The organism is Streptomyces sp. NBC_01465, assembly GCF_036227325.1.
Lineage (GTDB): Bacteria > Actinomycetota > Actinomycetes > Streptomycetales > Streptomycetaceae > Streptomyces.
Genome location: NZ_CP109467.1, coordinates 3,426,753 through 3,451,159 on the forward strand (window position 1 = coordinate 3,426,753; position 24,407 = coordinate 3,451,159).

A 24,407-nucleotide genomic window follows, 5' to 3' on the forward strand; every position below is an offset into this window, starting at 1 on the left:
TTACTTCAAAGTGGGTACTTTCCAAAAGAAAGTGCCAGCCGTAGGGTTAGCTCCAGAACGCAACGGACCCCCGCAAAGAGGAGCAAAACAACCATGAGCATCGTTGTCACCGGAGCCACCGGAGCCCTCGGCCGTCTCGTCATCGACGAGCTCCTCGCCCGGGTCCCCGCCGACCAGGTCGCCGCCGTCGTACGCGACAAGGACAAGGCCGCCGACCTCGCCGACCGCGGCGTCGAGCTCCGTATCGCCGACTACAACGCCCCCGAGACCCTCGCGGGCGCCTTCCGCTCCGGCGACCGCGTCCTCCTCATCTCCGGCAGCGAGGTCGGCCGCCGCGTCCCGCAGCACACCGCCGTGATCGACGCCGCGAAGGCGGCCGGCGTGGCCCAGCTCGCGTACACCGGGATCCTCGGCGGCCCCGACGCCGACTTCGACCTGGCCGACGAGCACAAGGCCACCGAGCAGCTGATCCTCGACTCCGGGCTCCCCCACACCTTCCTGCGCAACGGCTGGTACACCGAGAACTACACCGCCAACCTCGCCCCGGTCCTGGCCCACGGCGCCGTCGTCGCCAACGCCGGCGAGGGCCGCGTCGCCTCCGCCGCCCGTGCCGACTACGCCGCCGCCGCGGCTGCCGTCCTCGTCTCCGACGGCCACATCGGCGCCGTGTACGAGCTGAGCGGCGACACCGCCTGGTCGCTCGCCGAGTACGCAGCCGAGGTCGCGAAGGCCACCGGCAAGGAGATCGCGTACAACAACGTCCCCGCCTCCGTGCACCAGGAGATCCTCGTCGGCGCCGGTCTCCCGGAGGGCTTCGCCGCCATCCTCGTCGATGTCGACGAGGCCATCGAGCGCGGCCGTCTCGCCGGTACGAGCGGTGACCTGGCCCGTCTCATCGGCCGCCCCACCACCCCGATCTCCGAGACGATCGCCGCCGCCCTGTAATGACCGTATAGCGATACGGGTATGACAGCCGGGCCCTCCTCCCGCTACCTTCGACGGGTTGGCGACACAGCAGAACAAGGGGAGGGCCCGTGAAGGGGATCACCGGCGAGCGCGCAGGTTTCCTGAACGGCGTTGCCGCGTACGTGATGTGGGGCCTCGTCCCCCTCTTCTGGCCCCTGCTCAAGCCGTCCGGCGCGATGGAGATCCTCGCCCACCGGATGGTCTGGTCCCTCGGAGTCGTCGCCATCGCGCTGCTCGTGATGCGGCGCTGGGCCTGGATCGGCGAGCTGATACGCCAGCCGAAGCGCGTGGGTCTGATCGCGATCGCGGCCGCCGTCATCAGCGTCAACTGGGGCGGCTACATCTGGGCCGTCAACAACGGCCGGGTCGTCGAGGCCTCCCTCGGCTACTTCATCAACCCGCTGGTCACCATCGCGATGGGCGTCCTGATCCTCGGCGAGCGCCTCCGCCCCGCCCAGTGGATCGCCGTCGCCACCGGCGCGTCCGCCGTCCTCGTCCTGGCCATCGGGTACGGGCAGCCGCCCTGGATCTCGCTGATGCTGGCCTTCTCGTTCGCCACGTACGGCCTGGTGAAGAAGAAGGTCAACCTCGGCGGCATCGAATCCCTCGCCGCCGAGACCGCGATCCAGTTCCTCCCCGCCCTCGCCTATCTGCTCTTCCTCGGCGCGAGCAGCGACGCCACCTTCGGCACCCCCGCGCACGGCGCGCTCCTCGCCTCGACGGGCATCGTCACCGCCATCCCGCTGGTCTGCTTCGGCGCGGCCGCGATCCGGGTGCCGCTCTCCACGCTCGGGCTGCTCCAGTACCTGGCGCCCGTCTTCCAGTTCGGGCTCGGCATCCTGTACTTCCACGAGGCGATGCCGCCCGAGCGCTGGGCCGGGTTCGCCCTGGTCTGGCTGGCGCTGTCGATCCTGACCTGGGACGCCCTGCGCAACGCGCACCGCAACAGGGCGGAGGCCGCACGCCTCTCGGCGCTGGCCTCCGCCACCGACCCTGCCACCGTCAGCCGCGAACCGGCTGCCTGATCTCCGCGGCGGGCGCCTCCTCCGTACGCCGCCCGCGCAGCCCGTACGCGGTCACCGCCGCGCCCAGGACCACCATGGTCAGCGGCACGGCCAGCGCCGCGCGGAAGGCGTCGAGGGTCTCCCCCGGACTCGCGTCCCCGGCCGGCAGCGCCAGCCCGTACACGGCGGTCACCGCCGAGATGCCGACGGCCGAACCGAACTGCGTGGCGGTGTTCAACAGCCCGCCCGCAAGCCCCTGCTCCTCCTCCGCGACCCCGTCGGTCGCGGCGATCGTCAGCGGCCCGTACGCCAGGGCGAAGGCCGTGCCGACCAGGGCGAACACAGGGAACATCGCGGCGTACGACCACTCCAGGCCGACCTGGAGGAAGGCCCCGTACGCGAGGACCGCGGCGACGAATCCGCCCAGGATCACCCGGGTGTTGCCGTACCTGGCCACCAGGCGCGGGGTGAGCGTCGGCGCCAGTACGGCGTCGAGGCCCAGGACGAAGAGCGCGAAGGCCGTCTGCGTCGACGACCAGCCGCGCAGCTCCTGCAGATAGAGCGTCGCCACGAACTGGAAGCCGAAGAAGGCCCCGACGAAGAGCATCGCGCCGAGCCCGGCCCTGACGACCGAGCCCGTACGGAAGATCCCGAGCCGGACCAGCGGCACCACCGTGCGCCGCTCGACGGCGACGAACCCGCCGATCAGCGCGAGCCCCGCAAGGACGGCTGCCAGGGTCAACTCCCAGCCCCGGGTGCCGTGTTCGAGCCGTACGATCCCGTACGCCAGCAGCAGCATGGCCCCTGCGGCGGCGGCCGCCCCCAGCAGGTCGAAGTCCTTCTTGGTGCGTACGGGCCGGGGCCCCTCGGCGGGCACGATGCGTACGGCGGCCGCCAGGAGCGCCCCCGCGAGCACGACCGGCGCGAAGAAGACCCACCGCCAGCCGATCGCGGTGAGCACCCCGCCGATGACCAGGCCGAGCGAGAAGCCCCCGGCGGCCGTCCCCGCGAAGACGAGGAGCGCCTTGTTGCGCTGGGGCCCCTCGGCGTACGAGGTGGTGATGATCGACATCGCGGCGGGCGTCATGAAGGCCGCGGCGACCCCGGTCACGAAGCGGGCGACGATCAGCATCCAGCCCTCGGTGGCGAAGCCGCCCAGGCTGGAGAAGACGAGGAAGACCGCGAGCCAGGCCAGGAACATCCGGCGGCGCCCGAGCAGATCGGCGGCCCGCCCGCCGAGGAGGGTGAAGCCCGCGTAGCCGAGGACGTACGCGCTCATCACCCAGGCCGCCGTGTCCGTCGGCAGCTCCAGATCGGATCTGATGGAGGGGATCGCGACGGCGAGCATCGCGATGTCGATGCCCTCCAGGAAGATCGTGCCGCTGAGGACGAGGAGGAGTGCCCAGGCGCGGGTGGACATGGTTTTTGGCATGACTGTCTCCTGCTGAAGTGCTGTTCAGGGATGGGCAGTTACTGATCGGGGGGTCGGTTCCCTCTTGTAACCACTCCGATCCTGCGGCAGCATCGGCAGACATGGAAGAAGGCACTTTGAAGTCACCGAGTCACTGCGAAGTGACCATCGGCCAGGCCGACGAGTACGGCGACACCGACCCCTATCAGTGGGACACCCGCGAGGACTGCGAGGTGCGCCAGATCCTCGACCGGATCGCCGACAAGTGGTCACTGCTCGTGATCGCCCTGCTCGACCGCCGCGTCTGGCGCTTCAGCGAGCTGCGCCGCGAGATCGACGGCATCAGCCAGCGGATGCTGACCGTGACCCTGCGCCAGCTGGAGCGCGACGGGCTGGTGAAGCGGACCGTGCATCCGGTCGTCCCGCCGCGCGTGGAGTACGAACTGACCGCGCTGGGGCGGACGTTGCACACCACCATCCGCTCGCTGGTCACCTGGACCGAGAGCCACCAGAGCGAGATCGCGGAGGCCCGCGCCGACTACGACGTGCGCGAGGCGGCCGCGGCAGAAACGGCCGCCTAGGGCTTGACCGTACGGGCGCCCAGGGCCCGCAGCACATGGTCGATGAGCTGGGCGATGCGCTCCGGGTCGTGGTTCGGCCTGCGGAGTGTGTGGCGGTAGTAGAGGGGTCCGTAGAAGAGCTCCACGGCCAGGTCCAGGTCGGCGTCGGTCGGGAGTTCGCCCTGGTCGACGGCGCTGAGCAGGCGGATCTTGGCGGCCCGTACGCGGACGTCGACGAACTCCTCCTGGACGGCGCGGCACAGCTCGTCGTCGTACTGGATCTCGGTGAGGATGCCGGCGTACGCGGGTCCCAGCGGCGGGTTGGCGAGCTGGCGCACGATCCCGTTCATCTGGGCGCGGAGGTCGGCGGCGAGATCGCCGGTGTCGGGGAACGGGGTCGTCAGGACCACCGCGTCGGTGATCGCTTCGAGCAGGATCGCGCCCTTGGACGCCCACCAGCGGTAGATCGTCTTCTTGCTCACACCGGCACGGGCGGCGATGGCCTCGACCGTGGTGCGGGCGTACCCCTTCTCCGTGCAGAGCTCGGTGGCGGCAGCCAGGATCGCCTGCCGTGATCGCTCGCTGCGGCGTGCGGGGTTGGGCGGAACCACGTTGCTCACTACTGGAGTCTATGGGGAGGTACTGGGGAGAACGATACGTAGCGTGTTGACAGCGGAAGGTCAAAATCCGAGAATGAGCGTCCGAGGAAACGGTACGTGTCGTGTCGGGCCGCGTCGGGGGACGGCTTCTCCGCCACGGCACGTACCGCCTCGGACCCTCGTATCCGGCGCTTCGTGGCCTCAGAACTTCAGGCGGCGATGTCCTTCGCCGAGAAGCGCGCCCAGGCCGCGGAGCCGAAGACGGCCGCGTACAGCCCCTGCAGCCCCAGGTTCTTGAGGATCTGATCCCAGTAGACCGGGTCGCGCAGCAGGTCCGCGAAGGACAGCCAGTAGTGCGGGAAGAGATACGGGTGGACCGCGTGCAGCTGCGGGATCTGGTCCACGATCTGCACCGTGATCAGCAGGCCGACGGTGGCCGCCATCGCCGCGATGCCGCTGTTCGTGAGCGTCGAGATGAAGAGCCCGAGCGCTGCCACTCCGATGAGTGACGCGGCGACGACGAGCGCGATGAGGAAGGCGCGGCCGAGCCCCTGCGAGAGCGAGATCTGGGTGCCGGAGAGTGTGGTGACGTCGTCGAGCGGGAAGAGCACGGCACCCGTGGAGAGCGCGGCCAGGGCCACGACGAGCGTCGCGATCAGGCAGAACGTGAGCGTGGAGACGTACTTGGCGAACAGCAGCCGGGTGCGGCCGGCCGGCGCGACCAGGAGATAGCGCAGGGTTCCGGAGTTGGCCTCGCCCGCGATCGCGTCGCCCGCGATGACGCCGATCGCCATCGGGAGGAAGACCGGGAGGGTCGCGGCCAGGGCGGCGAAGACCAGGAACAGGCCGTTGTTGGTGATCTGGGCGATGAAGGCGGGGCCTTCGCCGTTGTTCGGACTGCCGGCGGTGCCGCCACTGCCGGTCTCGATCTTGACGGCCACGCCGATGAGGATCGGTACGGCGGCCAGGCAGGCGAGCAGCGCGAGCGTGCGCCAGCGGCGGAGCGTGGTGACGATCTCGGAACGGAACAGCCCCAGGGAACGCAGCGCGCGGGGCGTTGCTCTGAGCTCAGCCTGCGACATCAAAACCCTCTCCGGTGAGTGCCACGAAGGCGTCCTCCAGGCTCGCGCGCTCCATGCCGAAGGAGCGGACGCGGACGCCTGCGCGGACGAGTGCGGCGTTCAGGTCCGCCAAGTCGCCGTCTCCGGGCGGCGGTTCGGCGGTGATGCGATGCTCGGTGACGGTGACGTCCGTCGCACCGAGCTCCTTGAGGACGCGGGCCGCGTCGGCGGGGTCGGGCGTGGTGACGGCGAGGCGGCTGCGTGCCGCGAGCTCGGCGACCGGGCCCTGGGTGATGAGGCGGCCCTGGGCCATGACGGCGGCGTGGGTGCAGACCTGCTCGATCTCGTCGAGGAGGTGCGAGGAGAGGAAGACGGTGGTGCCGTCGGCGGCCAACTCCCTGATGAGGGCCCGGATTTCGCGCATGCCCTGCGGGTCGAGGCCGTTGGTCGGCTCGTCCAGGACGAGGAGCTCGCGGGGCTGGAGGAGGGCGGCGGCGAGACCGAGGCGCTGCTTCATGCCGAGGGAGTACGCCTTGGACTTCTTGCCCGCGGCGGCGGTGAGCCCGACCCGGTCGAGGGCGGTCTCGACGCGGGTGCGGCGCGTACGGGGGTCGGCGTCGGGGTCGGCCGCGTCGTAGCGGATCAGGTTGTCGCGGCCGGAGAGGAAGCCGTAGAGGGCGGGACCCTCGATGAGCGCGCCGACGCGGGGCAGGACGGCGCGGGATGCGGCGGGCATGGGGCGGCCGAGGAGGCTCGCGGTGCCGGAAGTTGGCGCGATGAGGCCCATCAGCATGCGGATGGTGGTGGTCTTGCCGGAGCCGTTGGGCCCGAGGAAGCCGAAGACGCTGGCGCGGGGGACGGTCAAGTCGAGCTGGTTCACGGCGAGTTGGCCGCCGCGGAAACGCTTGGTGAGGCCGCGGGTCTCTATGACGGAGTCGGTCATCGCGTGTCCCCCTCGTGAGCGTCGCCCGGTGCGGCCCAGGCTAGCGGGGTCCGCGCGACAGGGTGCGACCCCGCCAGCGCAGACCCCCACCGGGGCTCCGCCCCGGACCCCGCTCCTCAATCGCCGGAGGGGCTCAATTTGCGTTGGCCGCTGCCACCAGCGATGCCTTGTCGACCGCGCCGACGTAGATCTTGCCGTCGTCCGTCATCAGCGCGTTGATCAGGCGCGTGTGGAACACCGTGCCCGAGCCGAACTTGCCCGTCACCTTGTCGCCGAGCGAGTCCAGGAACCTCTGCGCGTCGCCGGAGCCCTTGCCGCTCCCCTTGCCCTGGTCCGGGGCGTTCAGGCCCTGGCCGCCCGTGTCGAAGGACGCGATCGACGTCCAGCCCTTGCCGATCACCTTCATCCCGTCGCCCTTGTCGAAGCCCTTGCCGAGGTCGGAGCCCTTCGCCCGGTCCAGGCCCTCGGGCGCCTTCTGCTCGTCGCCCTCCGTCACCTTCGCGCCCTTCGGCGGGGTGAAGTCGAACGTGGAGGCCGAAGGCTTCGAGAAGTCCACCCTCGTGAAGCCCGCGTCCACCACCGCCTTGCCGCCCCCGCTCGGGGTCAGCGTGAACTTCAGCGGGGTGCCGGTCTTCGCGTCGACCGCGATCCGGATCGCACCCACCGTCGTACCCGACTGCTTGGGCGTGATGAGGAGTTGGTACGCGTCCCGGCCGGCCACCTGCGCCGTGCCGTCGACCGTGACCGACGTCGTCGGGTCCGCGGCCTTCAGCGCCTCGTCGGCGAGGGCCTTCGGGGTCATGTCGGCGCCCGCGCTCTTCTCGGGGCTCGCGGCGGACTTCTCCGTCGTCGCGTGGAACGCCTCGTTGGACTTGGAGTCGTAGCCCCAGATGTCCTTGCCGTTGTGGATCAGGCTGTACTCGGCCGCGTTCTCCAGGATGGAGACCTTCTGCCGGTCAGGACCGTCGGCGGCGATGCGCAACGTGTGCGTACCGGCGGCGAGTTCGGTCAGTTTCGACGTGGGCGAGGCCGATCCGCCCTTGTCCCCGCCGGATGCTCCGCCGGGTGCGAAGGAGCCGCCCCCGAGGCCGCCCAGCGACGGCAGGCCGAGGTCCGTGCTGACCTTGACGTTGCCGGACAGCTGCTCGGTGTCCGAAGCGGCGATCTTGGCGATGAGTTCTTCTGCGGTGATCTTCGGCAGATTGGGGTCACCCGAGCTGGCGAGCGCCGGCACGAGGCCGATGGTCGCCGCCGCCACGCCGGCAATCGCGACCGGGACGAGATAGCGTGCCGCCTTCCGGCGCCCCGCGGCCAGGTCCGTGGCCTCTTCGGTGGCCTCTGCGCTGTCGTTCGGTGCCATGTGTGCCCTCCGTGGTCGGCGGCGCTCCGTCCGGTTGCACTCGTCCACCCCTCGCCGCCATTCTCACCCGAATTGGTGTGGTGTGGTGCTCTCTATCCGACCAAATCGGCCACGGGAAAGCGTCAGACCGCGGGAGCAACTCCGCGTACTGCTATGGGATGACACGGAGGCGCCGGCGCTCCCCCGTCCAGTAGGGGTCGCGCCGGCACCTGCCCCGGACCGGTCAGCGCCGGACGAAGACGTAGTCCGCGAAGTACGGGACCCCCACGACCGCCCCCGGGCTGCACGCCCCGGCCGGTGCGACGCCGCCCACGGTGTTCAGCCGGAAGATCTCGCCCGTACGGGAGAGCAGCCCGCCACCGCGTCCTGCCTGCGTCGCCCGCAGATCCAGTTCGGGGATGTTGCGGTCCCCGTTGGGCGTCTTGGTGATCACCGCGCCCGTGACGGCGCTGCGGTCCTGGGCGCGCCAGGCCGGGGTGCCGGAGTTGGGGGCGGTGAAGAAGTGCTGGATGTTCCCGCCGAGCGTGGCCCTTACATCGCGCTGGAGGAACGCGAACTTCCCGTCGTCGCCCTTCTTGCATTCGTAGATCTGCCGGCCCTGGACCACCGAGGCCTGGAAGTTGGCCGCGGCGTCCGAGAAGTCGTCGGTCCGGGTGACCTTGTGGAGCTGGCCGCGCACGGCGCCGCCGGGGAACTGCTCGGTGTGCAGGTTGGCGTAGAAGCTCGTCGGGTCGCTCTTCAGCGCGGTCAGCAGCGCCTTGTCCTTCACCCGGACCGTGCCGGTGACGCGCTGGTCGTGCGAGCGCCCGAGCAGACCGCCGAAGTCGATCCTGACGTCGCCGTTGGTGCCGCGTACGCCCTGGTGGATGTGGAGCATGGTGGGCTTCCCCGTGGCCCGCCACTTGACGGTGACGGAGACCCGGTCGCCCTTGACCTTGACGAACTCCAGAGCGACTCCGTCGGGGTCCCCGACGGCGGGCTTCCCCTGCACCGGCACCTCGTTGGCGCCCCGCATCGACGCGACGAAGAGGTCGCCGCCGCTGCTGTGGTCGGTGGTGGTCCCGCTCTGTACGGCGACCCCGGTGCCGTGCCCCTCGTGCTGCGCGTTCCCGCTGTCCGCCGAGGCCGGCAGTACCGCGAAGGTGATGCCCGCCGCCGCGGCGACGGCGGTCGTACCGACAACGATGGCCTTGGTGCGCTTCATGACAGATTCTCCCCGTACCGGCGCCGACGCCCCCTGCGTCAGCTTCTGGGCATGGGTACGGATCGAATCTCACCCTGGACTCAATCCAATAATGTGACCTGGCTCACAGTGAGTGCACAGGCTCCGGAATCCGTACCCCCGGGTGAGAGCAAGAACGGCACCACTTAGGGGGAACGCCATGCTCACCAGCAGGAACAGCCACCGCATCGGCATCTACGCCGCCACCGCAGTCGCCGGATTCGCCCTCGCGGCCACCGGCTGCGGCAGCGGATCAAGCTCCGGTTCCAGCACAAAAACGCCGACCGCCACCTCGACTACGGCCGCCGCGGACCTCTCCACCGCCAAGGTGGACAAGGTCGGCACGGTCGTCACCAACGCCAAGGGATTCGTGCTCTACCGCTTCGACAAGGACACCGCGAAGCCCCCGGCATCCAACTGCACCGGCGACTGCGCGGCCCTGTGGCCGCCCGCCGTCGCCACCGGCTCCTCGGTCTCGATCCAGGGCATCGACAAGTCCCTCGTCGGTACGGTCACCCGCGCGGACGGCACCAAGCAGCTGACCCTCGCGGGCTGGCCGCTCTACACGTACGCGAAGGACGACGAGCCGCGCGAGGCGTACGGACAGGGCGTGGGCGGCACCTGGTTCGCCGCGACCCCGACGGGCGCGAAGGCCCAGGGCGGCGGCGACAGTTCCAGCAGCGGCGGAGGGTACTGAGAGCCGGGCAGGGTCAGCCGACGCGGTGCACCACGACACCGCACAGCTCGGCGAGGGAGGTCTTGGCGTACCCCTCGGGCAGCGGCCCGAGCGTCGCCCGCGCCTCCTCCGCGTACCGCACGGCGTCCTGACGGGCCCGCTCCAGCGCCGGGTGGGCCCGCAGCCGCAGCACCGCCTCGCGCAGCCGTACGTCGTCGCTCAGGTCCCCGTCGATCAGCTCGATCAGCGCCAGGTCGTCGGGGCGGCCGTACGCCTCGGCCTGGGCGCGCAGGTAGAGCACCGGCAGCGTCGGGATGCCCTCGCGCAGGTCGGTGCCTGGCGTCTTGCCCGACTCCTGGGTGTCGCTGGCGATGTCCAGGACGTCGTCGGCGAGCTGGAAGGCGATACCGAGCCGCTCCCCGTACTGGGTGAGGATGTCGACGACGCCCTCGTCGGCGCCGGCCATCATGGCCCCGAAGCGCCCGGAGACGGCGATCAGTGAGCCGGTCTTGCCGGACAGGACGTCCATGTAGTGGTCGACCGGGTCGCGGCCGTCGCGCGGCCCCGCGGTCTCCAGGATCTGCCCGGTGACGAGCCGCTCGAAGGCCTCGGCCTGGATCCGTACGGCCTCGGGGCCGAGGTCGGCCAGGATGTGGGAGGCGCGCGCGAAGAGGAAATCACCCGTGAGGACGGCGAGGGAGTTGCCCCAGCGCGAATTGGCGCTGTCCACCCCGCGGCGCACGTCCGCCTCGTCCATCACGTCGTCGTGGTACAGCGTCGCCAGATGCGTCAGCTCGACGACAACGGCCGAGGGCACCACACCCGGCGCATAGGGGTCGCCGAACTGCGAGGCCAGCATCACCAGCAGCGGGCGAAAGCGCTTGCCCCCGGCCATCAGAAGGTGTTGGGCGGCCTCCGTGATGAAGGGGACCTCGCTTTTGGTGGCCTCGAGCAGTCCCGCCTCGACTGCCGCCAATCCGGCCTGGACATCGGCCTCAAGTGCCTGGTCCCGCACGCTCAGTCCGAACGACCCGACGACGGTCACGAGGGGCTCTCCTGTCTGCTGACGATCACACGGATTGTCGATGTGTCGCTGCCATCACTCAAGTCAGCGTATCCGGTCGCTGTTCGATCACAGAGGGCACCTGCCCGCGCTGCCCGAGCGCACTCGGATCGTGCCCGGTATGTTCTGGAAAAGCTGCTACCGCAAGGAGTGGGGCTTTTGTCCGGAACGGAAACGGTGTCCCCGACGCCGCCAACACCTCAGCCAGGTGACGACCACTCCTTCTTCGGTCAGCCCCGCGGCCTGATGACCCTCTCGGGTCTCGAAATCTGGGAACGTTTCTCGTTCCTCGGGATGCAGGCCATTCTTGTCCTCTACTTCTCCGCCTCGGTCGCCGACGACGGCATGGGGATGGACCCGGGGACCGCCGCCTCGATCTCCGCAGCGTACGGAACCATGGTCTATCTGGTCTCCGTGGCGGGCGGCTGGCTCGCCGACCGGATCCTCGGCTCGTACCGCGCGGTCCTCTACGGCGGCATCCTCATCGCCTGCGGCCACTACGCCATGGCCGTCCCGACCAACACCATGACCTGGGTCGGCCTCGGCCTGATCTCCTTCGGCACCGGCCTCCTCAAGCCCAACGTCGCCACCCTGGTCGGCAAGCTCTACCGCACCGCCGACGAGCGCCGCGACGCCGGTTTCGCCCTCTACTACATGTGCATCAACATCGGCGCCTTCCTCGGGCCGCTGGTCACCGGCTGGCTGGGCGACCACAAGGGCTGGCACTGGGGCTTCTCGGCGGCCGCGATCGGGATGACCTTCGGCCTGATCCAGTACGTACTCGGCCGGAGGACCATCGCCGGCCGCACGGGCCACGCCGAGCAGGCCCTGCCGCCGGAGAAGATGCGCAGGACAGTCCGTCTGCTCATCGGCGGGCTGCTCGCGGTGGCCGTGCTCTGCACGGTCCTCGCGCTGGTCGGCGTCCTGACGATCGACCGCACCGTGGACATGCTCACCATCATCTCGGTGATCGCGCCGGTCGTGTACTTCACGGTGATGTTCAAGAGCCCCAGGGTCACCAGCGAGGAGCGCGGGCGCCTGCGCCCCTACATCGTCCTGTTCCTGGCCTCGGTCGTCTTCAACTTCATCCTCTTCCAGGCGTACTCGACGATGATGCTGATCGCGGCGTCCAACGCCCAGACGGAGATCTTCGGCTTCCACTTCCCGGCCAGCTGGTACGCCTCCGCGCTCGGCGCCTTCGAGGTCGCCCTCGCCCCCGTCGTCGCGGCCCTCTGGGTCAGGATGGGCAAGCGCCAGCCGCACGCGTCCAACAAGATCGCCTTCGGCACGATCCTCGGTGGTCTCTCCTTCCTGATCATGGTCCCGGCCACGATCGGACGCACCGGCGACGACTGGATGATGTCGGTCTGGTGGATCGTCGGCTCGTACTTCCTGCTCGGGCTCGGTGACATCCTCCTGGAGACCTCGGGCATGTCGGCCACCACGAAGCTCGCCCCCAAGGCCTTCGCCAGCCAGACGATGGCGCTCTGGTTCCTCTCCCTGGCCCTCGCCAACGGCATCCAGGCCCAGGTCGTGAAGCTCTACGGCCATGTCTCGAACCCCGCCTACTTCGGCGTCAACGGCGCGATCGCCGTGGCAGCCGGTCTCGCCGTGATCGCGGCCGCCCCCTGGCTCAAGCGCACCATGCACCCCGTCCACTAGGTGGTAACTGATGCAGATACGCACGGAGTTCCCGTCACAGACCCGGCGCGACGACGTCTGGATCCCGCTCCCCGACGGCACGCACCTCTACGCGAGGATCTGGCGGCCCACCGGCCCCGAACCCGTACCGGCGCTGCTCGAATACCTCCCGTACCGCCTCAGCGACTGGACCGCGCCGCGCGACTGGCAGCGCCACCCCTGGTACGCGGGCCACGGATACGCCTCGGTGCGCGTCGATGTGCGCGGGCACGGGAACTCGCTCGGGATGCCGGGCGACGAGTACGACGCGCAGGAGCTCGCGGACGGTGTCGCGGTCGTCAACTGGCTTGCGGAGCAGCCCTGGTGCTCGGGGAAAGTGGGCATGTTCGGGATCTCCTGGGGCGGCTTCAACTCGCTCCAGATCGCGGCTCTCGCCCCCGAGCCGCTGAAGGCGATCGTCACGGTCTGCTCGGCGGACGACCGCTACGACAACGACGTGCACTACATGGGCGGCTCCGTCCTCGCCGTCGACATGCACGCCTGGGCGGCCACCATGCTCGCCTTCGTCTCGCGCCCGCCGGACCCGGCCCAAGTGGGCGACGCCTGGCGGGACATGTGGCTGAAGCGGCTTGAGGCGGTTGACCCGTTCATCCATACGTGGCTGGCGCACCAGACCCGTGACGCGTACTGGAAACACGGCAGCGTCTGCGAGGACTACTCGGCGATCAAGGCGTCGGTGCTCGCGGTGGGCGGCTGGCACGACCCGTACCGGGACACCGTGCTGCGTCTGGTGCAGCATCTGGATCCCTCGCGGGTACGCGGGATCATCGGCCCCTGGTCGCACCAGTACCCGGACCGCGGGCTGCCCCCGGGGCCTGCGATCGGCTTCCTCCAGGAGACCCTGCGCTGGTGGGACCACTGGCTGAAGGACGAGGACTCCGGCGTCATGACGGAGCCCCTCCTCCGCTCCTGGATCAGCAAGTCGCACCCCCCGGCGACGACGTACCCCGAACTGCCCGGCCGCTGGGTCGGCGACAACTCGTGGCCCTCGCCGCACGTCACGCCCGAGACGTACGGCTTCCAGGGCGATCCGGTGCGCGTGCGCTCCCCCCAGAACACCGGCCTGGACGCCGGCCGCTTCTTCCCCTTCGGCAACGACTCCGACCTGCCGCCCGACCAGCGCGACGAGGACGCCAAGTCGGTGTGCTTCGAGTTCCCCGTCCGGTACGCGCCGATCGAGATCCTGGGCCGCCCGAAGGTGACGCTCACGCTGCGCTCCGACGTACCGCGCGGGCAGGTCATCGCGCGCCTGTGCGACGTGGCGACGGACGGCTCCTCGACGCTGGTCACGCGCGGCGCCCTGAACCTCTCGGCGCGCCACGGCCGCGACAAGGCGGTCCCGTGGACCCCGGGTGCCACGGAGGAGGTCACCTTCGAGCTCAACGGCATCGGGCACACCTTCCCGCCGGGCCACCGGATCCGGCTCGCGGTCTCGTCCGCGTACTGGCCCTGGATCTGGCCGCAGCCGGACGCGGAGGGCTTCACGCTGGACCCGGCGGCGAGCTCCGTGGAGCTGCCGGTGCGGACCCCGACGACGGACGACGCCATCGTGTTCGGCGAGGCGGAGGAGTCGGCGCCGCTGGGCGTGGTGTTCCCGGACAACCCCGACCAGCGGCCCGAGCGCCTGGTGATCCGCGACGTGGCGGCGGGCAACTGGCGCCTGGAGGTGGACCCGCGCTACGGCGGGACGCGGATCTACCCGGACGGCCTGGAGTTCACCGAGGACGCCCTGGAGACGTACGAGATCAACGAGGCGGACCCGCTGTCGGCCCGTACGAAGTCCGAGTGGAAGATCGGGCTGCGGCGGCCCGAACTGTCGTGGGACGTACGGGTGGAGACCCGCTCCGAAATCACCTGCGACGAGACCGACTTCATCACCTCCAACGAGGTGACCTGCAAGGAGGGCGACGAGGTGGTCTTCCACCGGACCTGGGAGAAGCGCATCCCGCGCGAGGCGGGGTGAGCGGGGTCAGGCGACAGGCTGCAACACCGGTGCGGGGGCGGGGACTTCGGCGGTCTCGGCCGTACGTCCCCGCCTGCCGCCGATCATGATCCCTACGATGCCGAGCACGGCCCAGGCGCCGAGGGTCAGGGCCGGGACCAGGGCGGCCCGGCCGTCGAAGTACGCGACCGACCGCAGCAGGGTCGCGGCCGCGCCCGGGGGCAGCAACTGGCCGATCACGCCTGCCGGTTCGGGCAGCAGCTGGGGTGCGCTGCCCGCGCCGGAGAAGGCATTGCCGACGAGCATGGTCAGCACGGCTCCGAGCCCGATGCCCCGCGATCCGAGGAGCGCGGCCAGACCCGCCACGATCCCGCCGATCGCCAGGACGGCCAGACCGAGCGCACCGGCCTCGCGCCACCACGAACCCGCGAACACCCCGAGCCAGCTGTCGGTGACGGCCGCGGCGGCCCCGCCCACCAGGGCGGATGCGACCACGAGGGCGGCCACGGCCCGGATCCCGCGCAGCCCGAAGAGCGTGACGATCACGCCGGCCGCCATGCCGGCCATGGCCAGCGGCAGGACGCTGGAGGTCAGGGCGGTTCCGCGCGGGTCGGCGGCGGGCGGGGCGACCACGTCGGTGACGGGTATCGCGGCGCCGGAGGGCGACATCTCGGCGGCGGCCTTCTGGAGGAGCTGGGCGACCACGGGGCTCGCGGCCGACGCGGTGAGCAGGCGCGGGCCCTGCGGGGTGACGACCAGTGCGCCGTACACGTCCCGGTCCTCGATCGCGGTGCGGGCCGCAGCCTCGTCGGCGTAACGGTGCACCTCGAAGGCGCTCCCCTGCCCGGCCAGCTCCTGCTGGAGCTGCGCGGTGGCGGCCGGGGCTCCGGCGACGCCGAGCGGCAGGTCGCGGGGGGCGGTGCGAGCGGTGGGCCAGGCGAAGAGGCAGAGCACGACGGCGGCGATCACCGGGATCAGGACGACGGCGGTGATCGTCTTTCGGCGAGTGAGGGAGGGCGGCGTGGCAGCCATACCGGTCTCATTTCAAAGCGAAGGATCGTTCGTTTTAGATGACAGAACCCTGCACCGGGGGCTGGATTCTTGTCAAGAACGAACGTTCGCTTTACTTTGGGACCATGGCCCGCGTATCCCAGGAACACCTCGACGCCCGCCGCAGCCAGATCCTCGACGGCGCGGCCCGCTGCTTTGCCCGTAACGGCTTCCACGCCACGTCCATGCAGGACGTCCTCCAGGAGGTCGGGCTCTCGGCCGGGGCCGTCTACCGCTACTTCCGCGGCAAGGACGAGATCATCGTCGCCATCGCCACGGACGTGATGCGCACGGTTTTCGAAGGGTACGAAACGGCGGCGGCGCTGGACCCGGCCCCTCTTCCGGCCGATCTGATCGGCACCGTGATGCGGCGCGTGCTCGACACGGACACCCACGCCCACCTGGTCATCCAGGTCTGGACGGAGACACTGCGCAACCAGGAGCTGTCCGACGTCCTGCGCTCGACCTTCGTGGAGATGCGGACGCTCTGGGTGAAAATCGTCGAGAGGTACCAGGAGCAGGGGCTCATGCGGGACGACATCCCCGCCGAGCACGTGGCCCGCACGATGATCGCGCTGGCACAGGGATTCGTCGCCCAGGTCGCGCTGTTCGGCGAGGCGCCGATCGAGGAGATCGAGAACGGACTGCGGGCGCTGACGTCCATGGGGAAAGGGAGTTGAGGGTTCCGGCAGGCCGCACCGATGATGGCGGGCATGACGAGTCCCAGCAGACGAGCCGAGTTCTTCGTCGACGAAGCCCAGTACCTCAGCCTCTATCCGCGGACGACCGGTGACGAGCGGCGCATGCTCGCCGACTTCCTGGCCGCGCAGCGCGCGACGCTGGTGACGAAGTGCTCCGGCCTGGAGAAGGAGCTGGCCCGGCGCTCCGTGGAGCCGTCCACGCTGTCGCTGCTCGGTCTCGTACGGCACCTGGCGGGCGTGGAGCGGCGGTGGTTCCGGCAGGCGCTGGCCGGGCAGGACGTGCCGCGGCTCTTCTTCACGGAGGAGAACCCCGACGAGGACTTCGACGGCGCCGTGGCCGATGCGGCCGTCGTCGCGGAGGCGTGGGAGGCGTGGCGTGCGGAGGTGGCCTTCGCCGAGCGGTATGTCGAGGAGGCGCCCGACCTGGACGTCGAGGGGCAGAACCCGTGGCTCGGGACGGTGTCGCTGCGCTGGGTCCTGATCCACATGATCGAGGAGTACGCGCGCCACAACGGCCACGCCGATCTGCTCAGGGAGCGGATCGACGGGGCCAAGGGGCTCTAGTCCGGCAGGACTTGGGCGATGACGTGGCGGGCGTTGTCCGCCATCGCCGGGTTGGTGTCGCGGTAGTACGGCAGCATGACCAGCGACATCGACAGGGCCCAGCCGCGCCCTCGCAGCCAGGTCGCGTCGTCGGGCGCGAGCGCGTCGCGGAAGGCGGTGCGGGCCTGGGGCGGGAGCAGGTTCCAGGCGGGGAGCAGATCGGCGGCCGGGTCGCCGATGCCCAGGGTGCCGAAGTCGATGACACCGGTCAGCCGGCCGTCGGCGGTCAGGAGATTGCCGGGCATCAGGTCGGAGTGGAGCCAGACCGGCGGTCCCGTCCACGCGGGGGCGTGCAGCGACTCCTCCCAGGCGGCGGTGGCGGCCTGCGCGTCGATCATGTTCAGTTCGTCCAGCTCGGCGATCGCGGCGCGGGTCTCGGCGTCGACCTCTCCGAGCCGACCGCCGCGGTAGGCGGGCGGGCCTTCGGCGGGGTCGATCCGCTGGAGGGCGACGATGAACTCGGCCAGATCCTTGGCGAGTTGGACCGGGTCCGAGAGATCGTCCGGATCCGGATTGCCGCCGTCCAGCCAGGTGCAGACGGACCACAGCCAGGGATAGCCCTCGCCGGGCACACCCTTGCCGAGGACGTCGGGAATGCCGACCGGCAACTGCGGGGCGAGGGACGGCAGCCACCGCTGCTCGACCGCGACACCGTCGACGCCGGAGGCGATGCGGGGCAGCCGTACGGCCAGCTCGTCACCGAGCCGGTAGACCGCGTTGACCGTCCCGGAGGAGGGGAAACGCGTCACGGGCAGCCCGGACCACTGCGGGAACTGGGCGGCGAGCAGGCGCCGTACGAGAGCGGAGTCGATGTCGGCCTCGTCGGCGTGCATCTTCGGTGCGGACATGGAGGGACCCTACGTGTCGCCGCTTTCGAAGCGGGCCCGCTCGGGGAAGGGGTTTCACCGCTCCAGCTTCGCAACGGAATGCGCGAGGCGCGGCGACGCGTACTCGGTGCCCACCACGAACCGCATCACCGGGCCGAAGGACGCCGCCGCCGGCAGCCCCGTGAAGTACAGGCCGGGGACGGACGATCCGTACCCGGCGTCCAGGACCGGGGCGCCCCGGGTGGTGGAGAGCGCGGCGCGCAGGCCGTGGCCCAGGAAGTCCAGGGACGTGGCGTCCATGCGGTAGCCGGTGGCGGCCATGACGTGGTCGGCGGCGAGGCGGGACGAGGGGCCGCCGCCGCTGAGGGTCAGGACCGGGCGGCCGTCCTCGACCCGCGCGCGGACCGGGCGGCGGCCGTCGGTGACCTGGACGCTGCCCGTGAAGCGGTCGCGCAGCCACCAGGCGCCGAGCGGGCCGAGCACCCGGCGGACGAGGTAGTGGCGGGCTGGTGCGGGCAGGTGGCGGAAGTGCGTGGCGTGGTACGAGAAGGCGTACAGGGACCAGGCGTTGCCGAACGGGGTGACCGGGGTCAGCCGCGGCTGGCGGTCCGGGGCGTCGCCGAAGGCCACCGCGCCGCGGCGGCGGGCGATGATCCGCACCCGGGCGCCCGCCTCCGCCATCAGGACCGCGTTCTCCAGGGCCGACTGGCCGGCGCCGACGACGACCACGTCCTGGCCGGCGAAGCGGGTGAGGTCGCGGTGGTGCGAGGCGTGCGAGACGAGGCCGGTGTCCGCGAGGGGTTCGAGTTCGCGCGGCATCCTGGCCAGGCCCGAAAGGCCGGTGGCGACGACGACCGCCCGTGCATCGAAGGTCTCGCCGGAGTCGAGCTTGAGGGTGAACCCGGGGGCGGAGCCCGGCGCCCGCTCCACGGAGACGACCCTGACCGCCTCCAGATCCGGAAGAAGCCTGTCGGCGAACCACTGCCCGTACGCCGCGAAGTCCTCGACCGGGATGAGGTCCCAGTCCGACTCGTACCGGGTGATGCCCGTGTCGGCACAGAAGTCGACCAGGCCGTGCCCCGGCTGGGGTGCGTCGATGTTCGATGCGACGGGGGTCGACTTGAGGAGCATCCCGGCGGGCATCTTCTCGCGCCAGCTCACCATGGTCGATCCGAAGACGCGGACCGGGATGCCCCGCGCCCGCAGATGGGCGGCGGTCGACAGACCGTAGGGCCCCGCCCCGATGACAGCTACCGGACGAATCACGTGCAGTCCCCTCCCCAGGGTGCCGACCCCTCGGCCGGCGCTCAACTGCTGTTGCACCTGCGTTATTTGACGACGGCGCCGCGGCGCGTGGTCGAGCGCCACAGCTGGTACAGATGTTTGAGGCCCGGCCCGACGAGCCGCGCGGCCATGGCGAACAGCGGCCGGACGTCGTCCGCCGCGAACCAGGCCAGCTCCGTCCCGCTCGCCCGCTCCGGCGCGTGCGGGGTGGTGTATCCGCTGCGCCGGTAGGCCGCCAGCGCGGGCAGGTCGATGTTCTCCACCAGATAGCGGTGACCGGCCCGTTGCTCCCCCTCGGGCACCTTGCGGCCGGTCAGATGCAGATGCTGCGCCCGTACGACATCCACCCCCGACTCGTTCTCGAAGAGGCGGAACTGCGCCCCCATCCTCGGATTGAAGTCCAGCAGCTTGTACTGCCCGTCGCGCCGGTCGAAGCGGAGGTCCAGGTCGACCACCCCGCTGAAACCGATCTGCTTGATGAACTGCGCGGCCAGGGCGGAAAGTTCCGGATTGTCGACCACATAAGCAAGGGCCGTCATTCCCGCATGCGGCGGCCAGGACCGCACCTTGACCCCGGTGAACAGGGCGAGGGGCTCGGCGTCCGCGCCGAAGTAGGCGTGCACGATCCAGTCCTCGGCGTCCTCGCGCGGCAGGTACTCCTGGAGGATCACCCCGGGGTGCTCCCCCCAGCGCGCGGCGAGGGTCAGCAGATGCTCCGCGTCCGGGATCCGGGTGGTGCCGATGACGGCGGGCTGCCGTCGGCGGACGAACGCCTCGCGGTTCTTGGCGACGACCGGGAAGCGGGCGTGCGCCGCGAACTCCTCTATGTCGGCGTACGAATCAGGGAACGCGGACGCCGGAGAGGCCACCCCGTGCTCGATGCACAGCTCGTGCAGGCCCTGCTTGCTGGCGAGCCGGCGCGGAAGCGCGGCCTCCACGCGCGGGAAGAGAAAGGGTCCCGCCAGTACGTCCTGGTGCTCGGCGACGAGGACCGCCGCTTCCTCGTCGGTCGGTATCAGGACGGTCGGTCTGCCGATACGGCGTCCGATCCTCAGCAGCCCGTCGACCAACTGCCCGGGCTCCTCCTTGCCGGTCGTCGGCCAGACGAACGCCCGTTCCAGATACCGGGATTGGGCCGCCGGTGTCCACCGGTCCTCGGTCACCGCGTACATCGGTACGCCGAGTCGCCCGAGACTGCGGATCGCCCCGACTCCTCCATGGTGCAGCGGATAGTTCCCTATTTTCACGATCAGGCCTGGTACGTCACGGTCCGGCGTGAACAGAGTGCTACGGCTCGCCACGTGTCCCCCCTATGGCCCCGGGCCCCACCCCGGTCGCTCCCCGAAGTGGACGCTACGGGGGGAATCGTCCATTCCGGCGCGTATTTTCCGGACATTACGAACTCTTTAGCGCCTGTCGCCGCAACCATTGCCCACGTAACGTGTCTGACAACGAGATCCGGAAAGCGAGGCAGTACCCCATGCCCGAGCAGAGCCCGCTCGACCTCCCCGAGGGCGACCCCTTCGGTCCGCACAACCTCCCGTACGGAGTCTTCTCCACCGCCGATTCTCCCGACCGCCGACGGGTCGGAGTCCGCATAGGCGACCACGTACTGGACGCGGGAGCGGCAGCCCTCGTGCTGGGCTCTCCGTACGCGAAGCTCCTTGACCGGCCTTCGCTCAACCCCCTGCTGGCGGCGGGCCGTACGGCCTGGCGCGACGTGCGGCGCGCGCTGACCGCCTGGGTCACGGTGCCGGCGCACCGCCCCGACATCGAGCCGCTGCTGCACCCGCTGTCCGCGGTCACGCTGCACCTTCCGTACGAGGTCGCCGACTACGTCGACTTCTACGCGAGCGAGCACCACGCCACCAACGTCGGCAGGATCTTCCGGCCGGACGGCGACGCGCTCACCCCCAACTGGAAGCATCTGCCGATCGGTTACCACGGCCGCTCAGGCACTGTCGTGGCCTCCGGCGCGGACGTGGTGCGCCCGTCGGGCCAGCGCAAGGCCCCGTCCGACCCGGCGCCGGTCTTCGGCCCTTCGGTGAAGCTGGACATCGAGGCGGAGGTCGGCTTCGTCGTCGGCGTACCGTCGGAGCAGGGGCGACCGGTTCCGCTCGCCGCCTTCCGCGACCATGTCTTCGGCGTGCAGCTGCTCAACGACTGGTCGGCGCGCGACCTCCAGGCCTGGGAGTACGTGCCGCTCGGCCCCTTCCTCGGCAAGTCCTTCGCCACGTCGGTCTCGGCCTGGGTGACACCACTGGAGGCCCTGGACGCGGCGCGAGTGGCGCCCCCCGCACGGGAGTTCGCGCTCCTCCCCTACCTGGACGACGCCGAGGAGGAGGAGCCCGGCGGCCTGGACCTCCACATCACGGTCACGCTGAACGGCGAAACGGTCTCCTCCCCGCCCTTCTCCACCATGTACTGGACCGCGGCCCAGATGCTGGCGCACATGACGGTGAACGGCGCCTCGCTCCGTACGGGCGACCTCTACGGCTCCGGCACGGTCAGCGGCCCGGCCCAGGAGCAGCGCGGCTCGCTCCTGGAGCTCACCTGGAACGGCACCGAGCCCCTCGAACTCCCCACGGGCAAGCGGACGTTCCTGGAGGACGGCGACGTGGTCACCATGACCGCCTGGGCCCCGGGCCCGGACGGCACCAGGGTCGGCCTGGGCGAGGTCACCGGCCGGATCGCTCCCGTCACGTCATGAACCCGGCCCCGGACCTCACGCTCCCCGAGGAGCTGCTACTGCTCGCCCTGGACCCGGTCCGGGGCAAGCCGGCCTGCCGCAACCGCTTCCTGGAGTACGGGATGGCGGGCGCGGCCCTCGCGGAGCTGGAGCTCCAGGGCCGGATCGCGGAGGACCGGGGGCGGGTGGCGGTGGTGGAGCCGATCCCGCCCGAGGACCGGCGGCTGGCGGTGGTCCTCAACACGCTGCCACCGCCCGGCAAGAGCCGCTTCTCGGGTGCGGCGAACGCCCGGCGCTGGGTGCGCCGCGAGGGCCGCAGCGTCGAGGGCCTGTACCTCGACGACCTGGTGCAGCGCGGCGTCCTGCGCAGGGAGCGCCGCCGCGCCCTGGGGATCTTCCCGTACGTCCGCCACCCGGCAGGCCCCGCCGGGTGGTCGGCGCTGGTCAGGACGCGCTTCGCGCAGGCGGAGGCGGCGGGCTTCCCGGACCGCCGCAGCAGCCTCCTGGCCGCGTTCGCGCTGGCCGTCGACCTGACCGGCGCGTTCCCCGGCAGCGGCTGGCGCGCCCGCTCGTCGCTGCGCTCGCGCCTGCGCCACGAGTGGGCGCCGGACGCGGTCCTGCGCAACGTACGCCAGGACAAGTCCAGCGAGAGCAGCAGCAGCTGATCCCGCGCCCTGCCGGTCAGCCCTCGTAGTCCTCCGGGGGCTCGAAGTCCCCGAAGTCCTCCGGGGGCTCGAAGTCCCCCGTCGCGCCGCCACTGGTATCGGGCACGGCCCCCGTGAACTCTCCGACCACCCCCAGCACCCCTTCCCCGTACGTCGCCAGCTTCTTCTCGCCGAGCCCGCCGATCGTGCCGAGCGTCTCCAGCGATCCTGGCCGCAACGTGGCGATCTCCCGCAGCGTCGCATCGTGGAAGATCACATACGCGGGCACGCCCAGCTCCTTGGCCTGCGCCCCGCGCCAGGCCCGCAGCGCCTCGAAGACCGGCACCGCCGCCTCCGGCAGATCGACAGCCGCCTTCGCCTTCTTCTCCGACCGATCGCCCCGCACCCGCACGGGCCGCTCGGCCTCCTTGCGCAGCCGCACTTCCCGCTCCCGGCCCAGCACCTGCCCACTGGTCTCGGTGAGCACCAGCGTGCCGTACTCCCCCTCGACCGCGAGCAGCCCCATGGCGAGCAACTGGCGGACCACACCCCGCCATTGGGTGTCGCTGAGGTCTTCCCCGATCCCGAAGACCGACAGCTGATCATGATCGAACTGGATGACCTTCGCGGTCTTCTTCCCCGTCAGGATGTCGATGATCTGGCCCGCACCGAACTTCTGGCGCCGCTCCCGCTCCAGCCGCACCACCGTGGAGAGCAGCTTCTGCGCCGGGACCGTCCCGTCCCACGTCTCGGGCGGCGTCAGGCAGGTGTCGCAGTTCCCGCAGGACGGCGCGACCGCCTCCTGGCCGAAGTACCCGAGCAGTTGCGCCCGCCGGCACCCGGCCGTCTCGCAGAGCGCCAGCATCGACTCCAGATGGGACGCGGCCCGCCGCCGGAAGGTCTCGTCGCCCTCCCCGCTCTGGATCATCTTCCGCTGCTGGACGACGTCCTGGAGTCCGTACGCCATCCACGCCGTGGACGGCAGCCCGTCGCGCCCCGCACGCCCCGTCTCCTGGTAGTACCCCTCGACCGACTTCGGCAGGTCCAGGTGGGCCACGAAGCGCACATCGGGCTTGTCGATGCCCATCCCGAAGGCGATGGTCGCGACGACGACGAGGCCCTCCTCGCGCAGGAAGCGCGACTGGTGGATCGCGCGCGTGCCCGCGTCGAGCCCCGCGTGGTACGGCACCGCCTCGATCCCGTTCTTGCAGAGGAACTCGGCGGTCTTCTCCACCGAGGCCCTCGACAGGCAGTACACGATGCCCGCGTCGCCCGCGTGCTCCTCCTTCAGGAAGGAGAGCAGCTGCTTCTTGGGCTCGGCCTTCGGCACGATGCGGTACTGGATGTTCGGCCGGTCGAAGCCCGCCTCGAAGTGCCGGGCGTCCGGCATCCCGAGCCGCTGGGTGATCTCCTGGTGCGTGGCCCGCGTCGCGGTGGCCGTGAGCGCGATCCGCGGTACGTCGGGCCACCGCTCGCCCAGCAGAGAGAGCGCCAGATAGTCGGGCCGGAAGTCGTGGCCCCACTGGGCCACACAGTGCGCCTCGTCGATCGCGAAGAGCGAGATCTTGGCCCGCGACAGCAGGTCCAGCGTCGACTCGACGCGCAGCCGCTCCGGCGCCAGATACAGCAGGTCGAGCTCCCCGGCGAGCAGCTCGGCCTCCACGGTCCGCCGCTGGTCGAAGTCGAGCGTGGAGTTGATGAACCCGGCGCGCACTCCGAGCGCCCGCAGCGCGTCCACCTGGTCCTGCATCAGCGCGATCAGCGGCGAGACGACGACGCCCGTACCGGGTCTGACCAGTGCCGGGATCTGATAGCAGAGGGACTTTCCGCCACCGGTCGGCATCAGGACGACGGCGTCACCGCCCCCGATCACCTGCTCGATGACCGCTTCCTGCTCGCCCCGGAAGGCGTCGTACCCGAAGACGCGGTGCAGGGTCTGCAGCGCCTCGCTCTGCGTGTCCATCGCCGCACCCATCACTCTGTCCCCCGTCGTACCCGCCGTGCCCATCACTCCAGCCACGATAGGGCCCCGCACTGACAAAGCCGCCCGCCTTCCGCGGAAGCGGAAGCCGGGCGGCCCGTGACGGACGGTGACGCAGCA

At 70.6% G+C, this 24,407-nt stretch carries 22 protein-coding genes; 10 read left to right on the forward strand and 12 right to left on the reverse strand.

Annotated elements, in window-relative coordinates; all coding sequences use genetic code 11:
• Positions 1-93 precede the first annotated feature (93 nt).
• Both OG707_RS16105 and rarD read left to right on the forward strand, forming a co-directional pair.
• Entirely contained in the window at positions 94-945 is an 852-nt protein-coding gene (locus OG707_RS16105; protein WP_329118749.1) for an SDR family oxidoreductase, read from the forward strand.
• A gap of 89 nt (positions 946-1,034) precedes the next feature.
• A complete protein-coding gene (gene rarD / locus OG707_RS16110; protein ID WP_329118751.1) occupies positions 1,035-1,991 on the forward strand; it encodes an EamA family transporter RarD in 957 nt (318 codons plus the stop codon).
• Here the strand turns inward: rarD and OG707_RS16115 are convergent.
• Positions 1,969-3,402 carry an MFS transporter gene (locus OG707_RS16115; RefSeq protein WP_329118753.1) on the reverse strand — a complete coding sequence of 478 codons (1,434 nt, stop codon included), beginning with the start codon at positions 3,400-3,402 and terminating at the stop codon, positions 1,969-1,971. The genes rarD and OG707_RS16115 overlap by 23 nt on opposite strands.
• Before the next feature lie 101 nt (positions 3,403-3,503).
• Between OG707_RS16115 and OG707_RS16120 the strand changes: the two genes are divergently transcribed.
• Positions 3,504-3,962 (forward strand): winged helix-turn-helix transcriptional regulator, encoded by a 459-nt coding sequence (locus tag OG707_RS16120; protein ID WP_329118755.1) that lies wholly within the window; start codon positions 3,504-3,506, stop codon positions 3,960-3,962.
• On the opposite strand, the gene OG707_RS16125 is transcribed toward OG707_RS16120, so the two are convergent.
• The 5 genes from OG707_RS16125 to OG707_RS16145 all read right to left on the reverse strand — a co-directional run bounded on the left by OG707_RS16125 (position 3,959) and on the right by OG707_RS16145 (position 9,108).
• A complete protein-coding gene (locus tag OG707_RS16125; RefSeq protein WP_329118757.1) occupies positions 3,959-4,561 on the reverse strand; it encodes a TetR/AcrR family transcriptional regulator in 603 nt (200 codons plus the stop codon). The genes OG707_RS16120 and OG707_RS16125 overlap by 4 nt on opposite strands.
• 188 nt (positions 4,562-4,749) lie before the next feature.
• On the reverse strand, positions 4,750-5,622 hold the full coding sequence (locus tag OG707_RS16130; protein ID WP_329118759.1) for an ABC transporter permease: 873 nt from the start codon (positions 5,620-5,622) through the stop codon (positions 4,750-4,752).
• A complete protein-coding gene (locus OG707_RS16135; protein ID WP_329118761.1) occupies positions 5,609-6,544 on the reverse strand; it encodes an ABC transporter ATP-binding protein in 936 nt (311 codons plus the stop codon). Before OG707_RS16135 ends, OG707_RS16130 begins: the two co-directional genes overlap by 14 nt.
• Before the next feature lie 133 nt (positions 6,545-6,677).
• Positions 6,678-7,904 (reverse strand): LolA family protein, encoded by a 1,227-nt coding sequence (locus OG707_RS16140; protein ID WP_329118763.1) that lies wholly within the window; start codon positions 7,902-7,904, stop codon positions 6,678-6,680.
• A gap of 223 nt (positions 7,905-8,127) precedes the next feature.
• Positions 8,128-9,108, reverse strand: a complete 981-nt coding sequence (locus OG707_RS16145; protein WP_329118765.1) for a CHRD domain-containing protein — start codon at positions 9,106-9,108, stop codon at positions 8,128-8,130.
• Between the two features lie 178 nt (positions 9,109-9,286).
• On the opposite strand from OG707_RS16145, the gene OG707_RS16150 reads away from it, so the two are divergent.
• On the forward strand, positions 9,287-9,823 hold the full coding sequence (locus OG707_RS16150; protein WP_329118767.1) for a hypothetical protein: 537 nt from the start codon (positions 9,287-9,289) through the stop codon (positions 9,821-9,823).
• Between the two features lie 13 nt (positions 9,824-9,836).
• Here OG707_RS16150 and OG707_RS16155 read toward each other — a convergent pair whose 3' ends face one another.
• A complete protein-coding gene (locus OG707_RS16155; protein WP_329118769.1) occupies positions 9,837-10,847 on the reverse strand; it encodes a polyprenyl synthetase family protein in 1,011 nt (336 codons plus the stop codon).
• Positions 10,848-11,024: 177 nt separating this feature from the next.
• Here OG707_RS16155 and OG707_RS16160 point away from each other — a divergent pair, with 177 nt between their 5' ends.
• On the forward strand, positions 11,025-12,527 hold the full coding sequence (locus tag OG707_RS16160) for a peptide MFS transporter (RefSeq protein ID WP_443071339.1): 1,503 nt from the start codon (positions 11,025-11,027) through the stop codon (positions 12,525-12,527).
• 10 nt (positions 12,528-12,537) lie between these two features.
• Positions 12,538-14,529, forward strand: a complete 1,992-nt coding sequence (locus OG707_RS16165; protein WP_329118770.1) for a CocE/NonD family hydrolase — start codon at positions 12,538-12,540, stop codon at positions 14,527-14,529.
• Positions 14,530-14,535: 6 nt separating this feature from the next.
• On the opposite strand, the gene OG707_RS16170 is transcribed toward OG707_RS16165, so the two are convergent.
• Positions 14,536-15,540 (reverse strand): ABC transporter permease, encoded by a 1,005-nt coding sequence (locus tag OG707_RS16170; protein ID WP_329118771.1) that lies wholly within the window; start codon positions 15,538-15,540, stop codon positions 14,536-14,538.
• Positions 15,541-15,644: 104 nt separating this feature from the next.
• Here OG707_RS16170 and OG707_RS16175 point away from each other — a divergent pair, with 104 nt between their 5' ends.
• A complete protein-coding gene (locus OG707_RS16175) occupies positions 15,645-16,238 on the forward strand; it encodes a TetR/AcrR family transcriptional regulator (protein WP_329118772.1) in 594 nt (197 codons plus the stop codon).
• A gap of 33 nt (positions 16,239-16,271) precedes the next feature.
• On the forward strand, positions 16,272-16,823 hold the full coding sequence (locus OG707_RS16180; protein WP_329118774.1) for a DinB family protein: 552 nt from the start codon (positions 16,272-16,274) through the stop codon (positions 16,821-16,823).
• Here the strand turns inward: OG707_RS16180 and OG707_RS16185 are convergent.
• From OG707_RS16185 to OG707_RS16195, 3 genes are all read right to left on the reverse strand, one after another.
• Positions 16,820-17,710 (reverse strand): aminoglycoside phosphotransferase family protein, encoded by an 891-nt coding sequence (locus OG707_RS16185; RefSeq protein WP_329118776.1) that lies wholly within the window; start codon positions 17,708-17,710, stop codon positions 16,820-16,822. The genes OG707_RS16180 and OG707_RS16185 overlap by 4 nt on opposite strands.
• Before the next feature lie 54 nt (positions 17,711-17,764).
• Positions 17,765-18,955 carry an NAD(P)-binding domain-containing protein gene (locus tag OG707_RS16190; protein WP_329118778.1) on the reverse strand — a complete coding sequence of 397 codons (1,191 nt, stop codon included), beginning with the start codon at positions 18,953-18,955 and terminating at the stop codon, positions 17,765-17,767.
• Positions 18,956-19,017: 62 nt separating this feature from the next.
• Complete coding sequence (locus tag OG707_RS16195) at positions 19,018-20,274, reverse strand: carboxylate--amine ligase (protein WP_329118779.1); 1,257 nt, start codon at positions 20,272-20,274, stop codon at positions 19,018-19,020.
• 179 nt (positions 20,275-20,453) lie between these two features.
• Between OG707_RS16195 and fahA the strand changes: the two genes are divergently transcribed.
• Together fahA and OG707_RS16205 are read left to right on the forward strand one after the other, a co-directional pair.
• On the forward strand, positions 20,454-21,683 hold the full coding sequence (gene fahA, locus OG707_RS16200; protein WP_329118782.1) for a fumarylacetoacetase: 1,230 nt from the start codon (positions 20,454-20,456) through the stop codon (positions 21,681-21,683).
• Positions 21,680-22,327: a GOLPH3/VPS74 family protein gene (locus OG707_RS16205; protein ID WP_329118784.1), complete on the forward strand. Its 648-nt coding sequence runs from the start codon at positions 21,680-21,682 to the stop codon at positions 22,325-22,327. The genes fahA and OG707_RS16205 overlap by 4 nt, the downstream gene beginning before the upstream one ends.
• Before the next feature lie 16 nt (positions 22,328-22,343).
• Here the strand turns inward: OG707_RS16205 and recQ are convergent, their stop codons facing one another.
• Positions 22,344-24,269 (reverse strand): DNA helicase RecQ, encoded by a 1,926-nt coding sequence (gene recQ, locus OG707_RS16210; protein WP_329118786.1) that lies wholly within the window; start codon positions 24,267-24,269, stop codon positions 22,344-22,346.
• Between the last annotated feature and the right edge of the window lie 138 nt (positions 24,270-24,407).

What these genes read in the sequence shown, in the direction of transcription:
- OG707_RS16105 (WP_329118749.1), top strand. Translation starts at nt 94, where the DNA reads ATGAGCATCGTTGTCACCGGAGCCACCGGAGCCCTCGGCCGTCTCGTC.
- OG707_RS16115 (WP_329118753.1), bottom strand. Translation starts at nt 3,402, where the DNA reads ATGCCAAAAACCATGTCCACCCGCGCCTGGGCACTCCTCCTCGTCCTC.
- OG707_RS16120 (WP_329118755.1), top strand. Translation starts at nt 3,504, where the DNA reads ATGGAAGAAGGCACTTTGAAGTCACCGAGTCACTGCGAAGTGACCATC.
- OG707_RS16130 (WP_329118759.1), bottom strand. Translation starts at nt 5,622, where the DNA reads ATGTCGCAGGCTGAGCTCAGAGCAACGCCCCGCGCGCTGCGTTCCCTG.
- OG707_RS16135 (WP_329118761.1), bottom strand. Translation starts at nt 6,544, where the DNA reads ATGACCGACTCCGTCATAGAGACCCGCGGCCTCACCAAGCGTTTCCGC.
- OG707_RS16140 (WP_329118763.1), bottom strand. Translation starts at nt 7,904, where the DNA reads ATGGCACCGAACGACAGCGCAGAGGCCACCGAAGAGGCCACGGACCTG.
- OG707_RS16145 (WP_329118765.1), bottom strand. Translation starts at nt 9,108, where the DNA reads ATGAAGCGCACCAAGGCCATCGTTGTCGGTACGACCGCCGTCGCCGCG.
- OG707_RS16150 (WP_329118767.1), top strand. Translation starts at nt 9,287, where the DNA reads ATGCTCACCAGCAGGAACAGCCACCGCATCGGCATCTACGCCGCCACC.
- OG707_RS16165 (WP_329118770.1), top strand. Translation starts at nt 12,538, where the DNA reads ATGCAGATACGCACGGAGTTCCCGTCACAGACCCGGCGCGACGACGTC.
- OG707_RS16170 (WP_329118771.1), bottom strand. Translation starts at nt 15,540, where the DNA reads ATGGCTGCCACGCCGCCCTCCCTCACTCGCCGAAAGACGATCACCGCC.
- OG707_RS16175 (WP_329118772.1), top strand. Translation starts at nt 15,645, where the DNA reads ATGGCCCGCGTATCCCAGGAACACCTCGACGCCCGCCGCAGCCAGATC.
- OG707_RS16180 (WP_329118774.1), top strand. Translation starts at nt 16,272, where the DNA reads ATGACGAGTCCCAGCAGACGAGCCGAGTTCTTCGTCGACGAAGCCCAG.
- OG707_RS16185 (WP_329118776.1), bottom strand. Translation starts at nt 17,710, where the DNA reads ATGTCCGCACCGAAGATGCACGCCGACGAGGCCGACATCGACTCCGCT.
- fahA (WP_329118782.1), top strand. Translation starts at nt 20,454, where the DNA reads ATGCCCGAGCAGAGCCCGCTCGACCTCCCCGAGGGCGACCCCTTCGGT.
- OG707_RS16205 (WP_329118784.1), top strand. Translation starts at nt 21,680, where the DNA reads ATGAACCCGGCCCCGGACCTCACGCTCCCCGAGGAGCTGCTACTGCTC.
- recQ (WP_329118786.1), bottom strand. Translation starts at nt 24,269, where the DNA reads ATGGACACGCAGAGCGAGGCGCTGCAGACCCTGCACCGCGTCTTCGGG.